The sequence below is a fragment of the uncultured Shewanella sp. genome (assembly GCF_947491715.1).
GTDB lineage: Bacteria > Pseudomonadota > Gammaproteobacteria > Enterobacterales > Shewanellaceae > Shewanella.
In genome coordinates this window covers 143384-155417 of the sequence record NZ_CANLKR010000004.1, presented here as the reverse complement: position 1 = coordinate 155417, position 12034 = coordinate 143384, and the positions used below count along the sequence as shown (strand labels likewise).

The window sequence follows — 12034 nt, the reverse complement described above, 5'->3', positions numbered from 1 at the left end:
TAATCCTTGAGCAATAATAAACAGCTATAGGAGGGAGCTATAAGAGACATCAAAAAATAATATTATTCAATAAACCATACTTTATATAAGGTTTTTTATCCATCCATTAATGCACGGAAAGATAATGACTTCATCCACAGCCTCTGCCAATCTAGAGATTAAAATCATTGAAGAAAAGCACACACAAGCGCCTCATTTAGTCGTATCGACAGATAATCTCGAACACAGTATGCAACGTTATGAATACAGCCAAATAACGAGACAGATTATCCAGCAAGAGAACTTGTTACCCATAGGCTTGCTGAGTCGATTACACGCCTCTTATCCGCAACATTCTGGCTTTTTAGAAAATAAACCCTTTCTCTTTCATGGCAAAGATCACTACACAGGGCTATCTGGTTTTCGCGAAGTCTGCGCAATTTTAGCTAAAAATGGCATCGAAATAGGTCATATTGCAGAGCGAGAGTTTTTCGTCGAAGTCTACCGCTTTTTAGCCACTCGCCATTCGTTAAACAGCATTAATTGGGACAACTATCAGCAAGATTCCGTTTTTCAACTTGTCTTTGCTCAGCCCGGCATGATTGAACCGCAAGCGACAGAACGTTATGTCAGTGAAACCAGTGCGAAAGCACGCACCCAAATTGCCATTGAGTATATGGAAAGAACCAATCCTCACGATGGTAATCAACAACTGAATAAACCTTGGTTTGAAAATGCATCCGGTGAAATTGAGTTTCTTGATGGCTCCCAGCACAAATACCCTCAGTGTCAGTTAATTTTTGATAAAACCACCCAGAACTGCTTTTCTTTTTGTACTTATTGTTTTCGTCATGCACAAGTACGAGGCGATGAAGACATGTTCATCCAAAAAGATATTCAGCAAATTCATGACTATGTTCGTCAACATACTGAAATTACAGATTTATTGATAACGGGTGGTGATGGTGGCTACATGCCTGCCAGTCGATTAAAGCAATATGTCATGCCTTTAATTCAAGATCCCAGTTTGTTACATGTCAAAAATGTGCGCTTAGCCACACGTTCACTGACCTTTCAGCCTGAAATGATCTTAAGTGATAAATATGATGAAATGTTAAAAGTCTTTGATATGCTAAGAGATAATGGGATTCAACTCGCTTGGATGGCACACTTTTCAACCCCAAGAGAACTCTTAAACCCTAGCACTATCGCCGCGATTCGACGCTTGCAAAACCATGGGGTAAATATTCGCTCACAGAGCCCCATCATGCATCACATCAGCTTGTTTACAGACGAAACAGGCGAAGTCGATGTGAATAAGTCCGCTAAAAACTGGATCCATCTGGCTGAAATTTTAGGCATTATGAGCATTGGCTTTCATTCCATGTATTGCGCCCGCCCCACAGGTGAACATCATTACTATACCGCTCCTCTGGCTAAAATCGAGCAGATCTTTAACACCATCTACCGTTCTTTAGCGTCAATCAACCGCCCGTCTCGACATATTTCAATGACAATTTCAGCTGGAAAACTGGCGATCTTGGGCACCTCTATCATCAATGGTGAAAAGTGTTTTGCACTGCAATTTACTGAAGCACGCAACATGAAATGGATGGATCGCGTATTTCACGCTAAATACAATGAAGTCGAAAACAAAATCGACTGTTTACTCCCCTTTGACACCGATGAGTACTTCTTTGAAAAAGAATTAACACAAATCGAGACGCAATTAGCTGAGGCCTTGCAGGCAAGATTAAGCCACTAATCGTCTCCTTGTTACGCAAAAAGACTGAATAAAAACCAATGAGCAATCTGCTCATTCTTTTCTCACATCATTAAAGGAACACTCATGATAAATAAATTTTCCCACTCTATCACTGACATGATCAATCCCATTTTTGATGGTGCAAGCATCATGATCAGCGGTTTTGGTGAGGCTGGAAGCCCCATTGAACTCATTCACGCGCTGATCGATCATGGCGCAAAAGAACTTACCGTGATCAATAATAATACCGGTAGTGGTCAAGTTGGTTTAGCCGCACTCATTGCCAATGGACAAGTTCGTAAAATGATTTGCTCTTTTCCTCGAACGGCCAATTCAACCGTTTTTCCTGAACTGTATCGCGCCAACAAAATTGAACTTGAATTAGTCCCACAAGGCACGCTTGCCGAACGCATTCGCGCAGGTGGCGCAGGGATCCCCGCTTTTTATACAGCCACATCCGTCGGCACACCACTGAGCGAGGGTAAAGAGATTCGACGCTTTGAAAACACAGACACTGTGATGGAGCGAGGACTCACAGCCGATTTCGCACTGATTAAAGCCCGTTGCGCTGATCGTTACGGTAACCTCACCTACCATAAAACCGCACGTAATTTCGCTCCCATCATGGCTATGGCAGCCAAAACCACGCTAGTGCAAACTCAACACTGCGTTGAAGCAGGTGAAATGGATCCTGAATCTGTGATCACACCGGGCATTTTTGTTAATCACATCACCACTGTATCTCAACCTCAGCAAGAATCATTACTTGTCGCTCAAGGACATGTTTATCCATGAAAACCACCAATAAATCAATCGATAAATCAATCTGTAAAACACAAGATAACCCATCAGCCGTGTACAAAAAAACCAATATTGTCGGCTGGACAAGAGAGCAAATGGCCCAGCGAGTCGCCCAAGACATTCCCAATGGCGCTTATGTGAATTTAGGCATAGGTTTGCCTGAAAACGTCGCCCGTTTTGTGCCTGAAGGACGGGAATTTATCTACCATACCGAAAATGGATTACTTGGCATGGGTCCCACGCCAAATGATGATGACATTTGCCTTGATTTAATCAATGCGGGTAAAAAACCTGTCACGGCCCTTAAAGGTGCCGCCTATTTCCACCATGCCGATAGCTTTGCCATGATCCGTGGTCAGCACATTGATGTATGTGTATTAGGCGCAATGCAAGTCTCTGAAAAAGGTGATCTTGCCAATTGGTCTACTGGTGAGAAAGGGGCTATTCCCGCCGTTGGAGGCGCAATGGATCTCGTTGCTGGCGTGAAAACCATTTTTGTGATGACTCAGCACACTACAAAGAACGAGGAAGCCAAACTACTCAAAAAATGTCTTTATCCATTAACGGGTCAGCAAGTGGTTGATCGCATTTATACTAATCTTTGTGTTATCGATATCACTGACAAAGGATTTGAACTGATTGAGCTGGCACCGAATGTGACCTTTGCTTATGTTGTGGCGCGCACAGATGCAAGACTTATTGACCAACGGGATAAGCATATCAAACGGACTATTTCTCAATCATTGACCTCCTTTGCCTCTATTGTTTAAAGAGTTTCATTATGTCTTCTATTGATCAAAGCGCACAATTGTTCAAACGAGCCCAAAACGTCCTTCCCGGTGGCGTGAGTCGAAATACGATTTTTAATTTGCCTCATCCCACCTATGTCAGTCATGGGGAGGGCTGTTACCTCACCGACATTAATGGCATAAAACGCATTGATTTTGCTAATAATATGGCCTCACTCATTCATGGTCATGCAGAGCCTAATGTTACTCAAGCCATCATCAAGCAAGTCCAAAAAGGCACAGCTTTCACCTTGGCCACAGAATTAGAAATTGAATTTGCCGAATTACTGTGCAATCGAGTCCCAAGCTTTGAGCAAATTCGCTTTGTTAATTCAGGGACGGAAGCCGTCATGGCAATGATTAAAACCGCCCGAGCCTTTACGCAAAAGAATAAAATTGCCAAAGTCGAAGGTGCCTATCATGGTAATTATGATTATGCTGAAGTCAGCCAAACAGCCTCACCAGCAACTTGGGGAAATGCGCAGCAACCCAATAGTGTTGCGGTAGGACGAGGGACACCACAAAGCGCATTAGATGATGTCATTGTCATTCCTTATAATGATATTGATAAGGCATTAAGCATTTTAGCGCAGCATAAAACAAAACTTGCAGGCATTTTGATCGATCCTATTTCACATCGAGTAGGCTTAACGCCCGCCTCCCCTGACTTTATTCACGCCTTATACCAATGGAGCCGCGACAATCAAACCTTATTACTGTTTGATGAAGTCATTACTTTTCGTACCAGTCTTTCCGGTGCTCAAGCCGACTATCAGATTAAACCGGATTTAACCGCCATTGGTAAAATGATCGGTGGCGGATTTCCTGTGGGAGCTTTTGCCGGACGGAAAGACATCATGCAAGTACTTAACCCTAACCAATCTCCTATTATATTGCCTCATTCAGGTACGTTTTCAGCCAATCCCGTCACTATGGTGGCAGGGCTCACCGCGATGAAATTATTTGATAAGCTTGCTGTCGATAGGCTCAATCAATTGGGACGTTTAGCACGAGAGCTGCTCAACCATGAGATAGAGAATTTAGGCATAAAAGCCTGTGTAACGGGGGCAGGCTCTATGCTCAGGCTGCATTTAAAAGCGCAAGCGCCTACCGACTACCGTCAAACTTACAATAATGCGATACAAAATCAGGCCACGAAATCCTTACTCCGTTACCTCTTTGATAATGGCATTATGATGATCAACACCTGCACGGCCATGTTATCAACCCCCATGACCGAAAAAGACATCCGCTATTTAGTCGAGACTATCACGTCAGGTTTAGCCTTGATCCAACACCAATACCCAGAACTAACTCATTAATAAGGACCTAACATGCTCAAGGATGTGTATATTTGTGATGCGATTCGAACCCCTATCGCCCGTTACGCAGGTTCACTGGCAACAATTCGTGCCGATGATTTAGCGGCCATTCCCCTCAAAGCGCTTAAAGAAAGATACTCATCACTGGATCTCAATCAAGTGGACGATATTATATTGGGCTGCGCAAACCAAGCAGGTGAAGATAACCGTAATATTGCCCGCATGGCATCACTGCTCGCTGATTTTCCAGAAACCCTTTCTGCAGTCACACTCAATCGATTATGTGGCTCGGGGCTCAATGCCATAGGCTATGGTATGCAAGCCATTAAAGCGAATGAGGGCGAGCTCATCATCGCAGGAGGGGTTGAGCATATGACCCGCGCCCCTTATGTCATGGCAAAAGCCAATATGTCTTTTGAACGCCATCAAACCATTTTTGATACCACCATGGGCTGGCGATTTATTAATCCGGCATTCGATTCACGTTTTGGTACACAAAGCATGGCCCAAACGGCAGAAAATCTTGCCGAAAAATATCATATTAGCCGAGAACAGCAAGACCACTTTGCCTTTGCCAGCCAATTAAAAGCGGCCAGCGCACAAGAAATGGGCTATTTTACTGAAGAAATCATACCCATTAGATTGCAACCCAAAAAAGGCGATTCGATACTCTATGATACCGATGAACATTTACGCTTAACCAGCCTTGAAAAAATGGCCAAACTCTCTCCCATAGTTCACCCGCAGGGAAGTATTACTGCCGCCAATGCATCAGGCATTAACGATGGCGCTGCGGCCATGATTTTGGCTTCAGAAAATGCACTTTGTGCTCAAAACCTCACGCCAAAAGCCAAAATACTGGGCATGTCAGTTGTGGGTGTCACACCCAGTTTAATGGGCATTGGCCCCGTTCCTGCCAGTCAAAAATTACTCTCTCGTCTTGGGTTAACCTTGAATGACATGGATATCATAGAGCTTAATGAAGCCTTTGCCGCCCAAGCCTTAGCCTGCATTAATGAGATGGGATTAAATGTGGATGATCCGCGCATTAATCCTCAAGGCGGCGCGATTGCACTGGGCCACCCTTTGGGCATGAGTGGCACTCGCATTGTGATGTCGGCGATGCATCAGCTCATACGCAATCAGCAACGATATGCTTTATGCACTATGTGTATTGGCGTCGGCCAAGGCATTGCCATGATCATTGAAAATGTGGCTTAGCCCAACCTAGATTTGCCAATCAATCGCCGTTTGGCCACCTTCTATCAAACGGCGATTAATATCTGAAAAATGACGACAACCAAAAAAGCCTCGATAAGCCGATAAAGGGGAAGGATGTGGACCGGATAAGATTATATGCTGCTTAGCATTGATAAGCTTACCTTTTTTTATGGCATGCCCACCCCATAATACAAAAATAATCGGTCTGGTTTGCTCATTGAGTACCCTCAATATATTGTCGGTAAAGGTTTCCCACCCCACTTTCGCATGTGAATGAGCTTTGCCTTGCTCCACGGTAAGCACAGTATTGAGCATGAGTACGCCCTGCTTAGCCCAAGGTGTCAAACAACCATGCTGAGGAATAGTAAACCCATCAAGATCGGTGGCGAGTTCCTTATAAATGTTCACCAAAGAAGGTGGCACTTTAATGCCATCTTTCACGGAAAAACACAAACCGTGTGCTTGATTGGGTCCATGATAAGGATCTTGGCCCAATAAAACCACCTTCACTTCGTTTAATGGCGTCAATGTCAATGCATTGAGCACCTCACTTTGCGGTGGGTAAATCGCCTTTCCCGCTGCGCGCTCTTTGGTCACAAAATCAGTGATTGATTGGTAATAAGCTTGTGTTTCTTGCTCGGCTAAAAAACTCAGCCAATGGGTATGCTTCATGGTCATTCTATGGTGCTCAACAAAAAATTAAAGGGTAAGCCAAACTCGGATCGCTAATAAAATCAATACCACACCAGAGATTTTATCAATCAATCCCGCTTTCGCTCTTAACTTAGGTAAAATGGCCCCATGAGAAAGAACTAACGCAATAAACGTATACCAGAGCCCATCCACAATCATTGGGGTTAATACGATTAAGGACTGCCCCGTACCAGTACTGGCTCCCATTACAAATTGACTGAACAGTGCCACAAAAAATAAAATAATTTTAGGATTAAACAAGGAAATCGCAATACCGTCTCTTGCAGCAACAAGAGCCGATGTATTTTCACCTGCCGCGAGTTTATCGGCCATTCCCCCTTTAGAGCGTAATGCTTGTATGCCTATCCAAGCGAGATAAAGCCCACCTATCAACGCAATACCATTAAACACTAAGGGCGCATGTTTTAATAAAGCCGCTAACCCCAATAAGGTTAATAAGGCATAAATACCGATACCGATAGAATGGGCCCAAGCACAAATAATGCCTTTAGCCCGCCCGCCGCCAAGCGTATGGCGAACCACCATGGCTAAACTCGGCCCTGGCGACATGGCGCCTAAAAAACTGATGGCCAATAAACTGAGCCAGGATGCTAATGTCATATTTTTTATTATCCTATTTTCAAACAGAGAGTATTGATACGCAATAAAGTCCAGTATCAAAGTCAACAAAGAGGAGGGATTTTAGCATTAAGGCTTAACGCTAACCAATACAATAAAACTCACTGCATATGATAATAAAAAAGCCTTGTTCAAAAACAAGGCTTTCATTATTAAAATGTCACCTAACATTTCTAGAAACGATACATACCCTTCAAGTAATAATAACCGCCATTAAAACCCTCATTAGCAATGTTTAATATCACCTAGCATTTCCCTAGAAACTAGAAACGGTAAATACCCTTCAAGTAATAGTAACCACCATTAAAGCCATAAGGCGAGGTTTCATAGTACACACCACCCCACGCATTAGAGGCCCCATCATAATCAATCAACTCAGCCTTTTTATCGAAAATATTTTGGGCACCCACAGCCACAGTGAAGGCCTCATTAATGTAATAACTCAACTCCATATCCACAGTAACTGAATCCGATGCGGTTTTTGCCGTAGCATCATAATCAACATGCACACCTTGATATTCACCATAGTAATTCACTCGCGTAAATAAGCCTATGTATTCCCAAGCTTGGCTCCAAGTGAAGGTTGCTCTATGATTGGGCAAATCATTTTCAAGTCGTGAAACCTTAAAGTCTCCCGTGACATCAGTATAACTATCCACCGTCGTTTCATTCCAGTTATACACTAAAGCAAAACTGGCATCTCCCAAAAGCAGATCAGTACTGTAGTTAGCCACAAAATCCACACCTTGGGTGGTAGTATCAAAGTCATTAGTAAAATAACTAACCTGAGACAGGCCTGCAACATTCGGTACACCATCGGCAATCAGTACCGCTTTATCCGCATCCGTTAAATCAATTTTCGCTGACTGACTAATCCTATCATCCACTCTAATATTATAATAATCTAGCGTCATATAAACTTCCCCTAAGGTGTACACCACTCCTAAGGTATAACTGCTCGATTTTTCAGGGCTTAATTCTTCACTGCCCAACTGTAATGCAATGGGATTTGTGGGCGGTAATAACGCCGAATCAACTAATACTCCCGACTCAAAACTGGTTTGCACAGTACTGACATTGGCCTGCCCCACAGTCGGCGCTCTAAAGCCTGTGTTATAAGATGCACGCAGTGCAACATCATCGGTCACATGCACATTAGTCGCCACCTTATAATTGGTCGTCGAGCCAAATGTGTCATAATCCTCGAAGCGCACCGCCGCTTCTAACAGCCAGTTATCGGTAAAGGGCATTCCCACGTCAATATAACCCGCGTAATTTGTGCGCGTGTATTCTCCTGCTTGTGCTGGCGTAAATCCGGGAAAACCATTGGAACCCACACTAAAACCTTGAGTACTTAATGGCCCAGCTTCATAGGACGCCACATCACCTGCGAGTATTTCAAAGGTTTCATCATGCCATTCTGCACCAAAGGCAAAATTGAAATCATCCGCCATGCCAAAATCGATATATTTCACCAAGTCGGCATTAAAATTCCACTCAGATTGAATGTATTTTCCAGGGCTGAAATCTCTTGGTGTATCTGGGCCTAACGACGCATTGACCGTATTATAGATCTCATAACGAGACTCATTACTGCCATAACTACCACTAAAGTCATAATCTATACCTTGCATCCAAGGAATTTGAAACTCTCCTCGTGTGCCCGCAACAATAGACGTGTCTTCAATATGGCCCCCAAAATTAGGCGTAAAGCCACCCGGCAGCATTTCAGTATAGGCGAAACAATTAGGATCGCTGGCCACGCCGTCAATATAATTTTGCTGAGTAGCAATATTGTTCGACGTTATTGCAATACTTGGACAACCTATACCATCACCCTCTGCTAACCCTTCATTCACTTGTCCAACATCACCTGGCGTTAAATCCCCCACCAATAAGGTTGCACCATCATCGTTAGAATACACGCCCCCTCGTGTATTAGGGTTACGATAATAAAACCCGCCTTTCACGTCGCGTTGAGAGTAATTACCAAATAAATAAGCCTGTGAAAATGCATCTAAATCTAATCCTAAATTAGCAAAAATACTGATATCATCACTGATCTCAGGTGAACCCCATACTTGAGCTGGGTCGTCTACTTCTACTCCCGCTCTAGCAAACGCTGCTGCATCTGGCCTTTGGACACTTCGACTAGTGGGATCAATATCTTTATAAGAAAAACTTAAATTGACAAACCCATCTTGAGTTAAGGGCATCCCAATATTACCGAGGATCTGAGCCGTTGTACCATCCCCTTCATAATATTCTCCCACTTTAGCCTCTAATGAGCCCCCTTCTGCGTCATCCCTTAACACGAAGTTAATCACCCCAGCAATCGCATCAGAGCCATATTGTGCCGCTGCGCCATCACGCAGTACTTCTACCTGCTTAAGCGCAATACTGGGAAAAACAGAAATATCGGGGCCGTGAGCACCATCATTAATTCCTCCGCCTTGAAAAGTGATCACTGATGATCGATGTCTGCGCTTACCATTGACTAAAATAAGCGTACTGTCCGCAGACAATCCCCTTAAATTTGCTGGGCGAACTAAACTTGCGGTATCACTGATGGGGTTGGCGTGCACATTCAACGAAGGCACAGAGCCTTTTAAGATTTCTAACATGTCTGTACTGGCAGAGCGATTAATTTCATCGCTACCAATAATATCAATAGGTACTGGAGAGTCCGCAATAGATCGTGGTGCAGCTCTTGATCCCACCACCGCAATGCGTTCCACTTTTTCATCGACGGGAACAGGCACATCTTCTGCGACAACATTGTGACTCACTAAACTACCTGAAACGGCAATTGATATGGCGATACTGAGAGTATTTTGCTTAAACTTATTCATTATATGCATTTCATCAAATTCTCATTTTTTATTGTTATGATCCTGCTGAAGCACCGAAGTGAAACCAGCAGTGAACTGAACCCAAATGAGCCAAGAATGTAAAAAAACACTCAACAGCAAGCACATAAGCGAAACATTAATCTAACAAAAAATAATAACAATGCACAAGAGATGCCTAAATACTCCGAAAGTAACGGTATTTAAGATAAACCATTCACATTAGCAAACAATGTTAAAGGCAAAGCTAAATCCACGATATTTCGTGTTTTTGAAAATTAGCGTTATAATCTAGAGTCACACCGATATAAAGAGTAGACTTTATGGCTTCTTCCACTTTAAAAAATGTTGCAGATACTGAATTTTTGCCTGAAAATCAGTTGATCTTAAATGCGGTTAGTGAAGGGATCTATGGCTTTGATCTTAATGGAGATGCTGTCTTTATCAATCCTGCAGCAGAAAAGATGACAGGTTGGAAAGCCGAAGAACTACTAGGAAAAAACATCCATGATTGCCATCATCACAGTCACAGTGATGGACGTCATTACCCCCAAGAAGAATGTCCAATTTACAATACATTACAAGATGGCATGCAAAGAGAAATCAGTCACGAAGTCTTTTGGCGTAAAGATGGCACGTGTTTTCCGGTACTGTATAATTCAACCCCCGTTTATAAAGACAATCAACTGATTGGTGTTGTCGCGATATTTCGTGATATTAGCATGCAAAAACAAACAGAGCAGTCTTTAAGACAAGCATTAAAACAAGTTCAAGCCCTCTCTGAAAAACTGTCATCTGAAAATCAATACTTACAACTCGAGTTAGCCAACAAAACTGGCGATGTCGGCATTTCCGGACATAGTGAGAAAATACAAGAATTAATACAGCAAGTTGCATTGGTTGCCAATACCGATAGCACTGTGCTGATCAGTGGTGAAAATGGAACAGGCAAAGAGTTAGTCGCTCGCAACCTCCACCAGCTTAGTCATAGAGCAGATAAACCACTCATCAGCGTTAATTGCGCCGCATTTTCAGCGACTTTACTGGAAAGTGAGCTATTTGGTCATGAAAAAGGGGCGTTTACAGGCGCCACTAACCGCAGAAAAGGTCGCTTTGAACTTGCCAATCACGGCACACTTTTTCTCGATGAAGTGGCCGAACTTTCCCTCGAAGCGCAATCTAAACTATTACGAGTCATACAGGAACAAGAATTTGAACGAGTGGGTAGCAGTGAAACAATCCAGGTCGATATTCGCCTTATTACCGCCAGTCATCATGACTTGCTTAAAAGAGTACAACAAGGCTTGTTTAGAATGGATCTTTACTACAGGCTCAATGTTTTTCCTATTCTAGTCCCACCATTAAGGGATCGGTTAGACGATATTCCAGAGCTCGTTAATCATTTGATCCATGATTTAAATAGAAAGTTAGGCAAGAAAATCATAGGTGTGAGTCAAAAAGGACTACAACAACTCATGTCTCATCGCTGGCCAGGTAATGTACGAGAACTACAAAATGTACTCGAAAGAGAAATTATTTTATCTCAAGGTGATGTATTACAGATTGCCCCCATCACCAATAATCACAGTCACAATACATTACACACTAAACTGCTGACCTTTGCACAAATGGAGAAACAATACCTTATCCAAGTGTTACAACAAGTCAATTGGCGGATCTCGGGTCCCGCAGGTGCGGCTCAATTACTGGATCTTGCCCCTAGCACGCTCCGCTCTCGCATGAAAAAATTGGGAATAAGCAGACCAAATTAACCTTTTGTGATCTCGCTCTCATTGCATTTATGTGATCACACGCAGTATTAATCCACAATAGCACGATATATCACAAAATGGTGATATGTCGTGCCACAACACACAACTAAAATAACATTTAATCTTTTATAACAATAACTTATAAAAATAGTTAGTTTGGCCTAATGCTTGCTTGTAACTTGTAAAAAAGAATGTGCAATGCCAA

Annotated in this window: 9 protein-coding genes; 6 read left to right on the top strand and 3 right to left on the bottom strand. The window is 42.9% G+C overall.

Translation table 11 applies throughout. The annotated features are described in order from the left end of the window. The first annotated feature begins 124 nt into the window (after positions 1-124). The 5 genes from Q0779_RS05975 to pcaF all read left to right on the top strand — a co-directional run bounded on the left by Q0779_RS05975 (position 125) and on the right by pcaF (position 5876). Complete coding sequence (locus Q0779_RS05975) at positions 125-1744, top strand: hypothetical protein (protein WP_298770523.1); 1620 nt, start codon at positions 125-127, stop codon at positions 1742-1744. 84 nt (positions 1745-1828) lie between these two features. After that, the gene (locus Q0779_RS05970; protein ID WP_298770521.1) at positions 1829-2539 is read left to right on the top strand and encodes a 3-oxoacid CoA-transferase subunit A; all 711 of its coding nucleotides are present in this window, start codon (positions 1829-1831) and stop codon (positions 2537-2539) included. Beyond that, positions 2536-3315 (top strand): 3-oxoacid CoA-transferase subunit B, encoded by a 780-nt coding sequence (locus Q0779_RS05965; protein WP_298770519.1) that lies wholly within the window; start codon positions 2536-2538, stop codon positions 3313-3315. The genes Q0779_RS05970 and Q0779_RS05965 overlap by 4 nt, the downstream gene beginning before the upstream one ends. 11 nt (positions 3316-3326) lie before the next feature. Continuing rightward, positions 3327-4655 carry an aspartate aminotransferase family protein gene (locus tag Q0779_RS05960; RefSeq protein WP_298770517.1) on the top strand — a complete coding sequence of 443 codons (1329 nt, stop codon included), beginning with the start codon at positions 3327-3329 and terminating at the stop codon, positions 4653-4655. A gap of 12 nt (positions 4656-4667) precedes the next feature. Beyond that, entirely contained in the window at positions 4668-5876 is a 1209-nt protein-coding gene (gene pcaF / locus Q0779_RS05955; RefSeq protein ID WP_298770515.1) for a 3-oxoadipyl-CoA thiolase, read from the top strand. Positions 5877-5882: 6 nt separating this feature from the next. Here the strand turns inward: pcaF and ung are convergent, their stop codons facing one another. From ung to Q0779_RS05940, 3 genes are all read right to left on the bottom strand, one after another. After that, entirely contained in the window at positions 5883-6554 is a 672-nt protein-coding gene (gene ung / locus Q0779_RS05950) for a uracil-DNA glycosylase (protein ID WP_298770512.1), read from the bottom strand. 21 nt (positions 6555-6575) lie between these two features. Next, positions 6576-7190 (bottom strand): LysE family translocator, encoded by a 615-nt coding sequence (locus Q0779_RS05945; RefSeq protein ID WP_298770510.1) that lies wholly within the window; start codon positions 7188-7190, stop codon positions 6576-6578. Between the two features lie 281 nt (positions 7191-7471). Next, positions 7472-10069: a TonB-dependent receptor gene (locus Q0779_RS05940; RefSeq protein WP_298770508.1), complete on the bottom strand. Its 2598-nt coding sequence runs from the start codon at positions 10067-10069 to the stop codon at positions 7472-7474. 311 nt (positions 10070-10380) lie between these two features. Between Q0779_RS05940 and Q0779_RS05935 the strand changes: the two genes are divergently transcribed. Continuing rightward, a complete protein-coding gene (locus tag Q0779_RS05935; protein ID WP_298770506.1) occupies positions 10381-11829 on the top strand; it encodes a sigma 54-interacting transcriptional regulator in 1449 nt (482 codons plus the stop codon). Positions 11830-12034: the final 205 nt, after the last annotated feature.

Bases quoted from the DNA above. Each gene is read 5' to 3' on its own strand.
- Q0779_RS05975 (WP_298770523.1), top strand. From the start codon at position 125: ATGACTTCATCCACAGCCTCTGCCAATCTAGAGATTAAAATCATTGAA.
- Q0779_RS05970 (WP_298770521.1), top strand. From the start codon at position 1,829: ATGATAAATAAATTTTCCCACTCTATCACTGACATGATCAATCCCATT.
- Q0779_RS05965 (WP_298770519.1), top strand. From the start codon at position 2,536: ATGAAAACCACCAATAAATCAATCGATAAATCAATCTGTAAAACACAA.
- Q0779_RS05960 (WP_298770517.1), top strand. From the start codon at position 3,327: ATGTCTTCTATTGATCAAAGCGCACAATTGTTCAAACGAGCCCAAAAC.
- pcaF (WP_298770515.1), top strand. From the start codon at position 4,668: ATGCTCAAGGATGTGTATATTTGTGATGCGATTCGAACCCCTATCGCC.
- ung (WP_298770512.1), bottom strand. From the start codon at position 6,554: ATGACCATGAAGCATACCCATTGGCTGAGTTTTTTAGCCGAGCAAGAA.
- Q0779_RS05945 (WP_298770510.1), bottom strand. From the start codon at position 7,190: ATGACATTAGCATCCTGGCTCAGTTTATTGGCCATCAGTTTTTTAGGC.
- Q0779_RS05940 (WP_298770508.1), bottom strand. From the start codon at position 10,069: ATGCATATAATGAATAAGTTTAAGCAAAATACTCTCAGTATCGCCATA.
- Q0779_RS05935 (WP_298770506.1), top strand. From the start codon at position 10,381: ATGGCTTCTTCCACTTTAAAAAATGTTGCAGATACTGAATTTTTGCCT.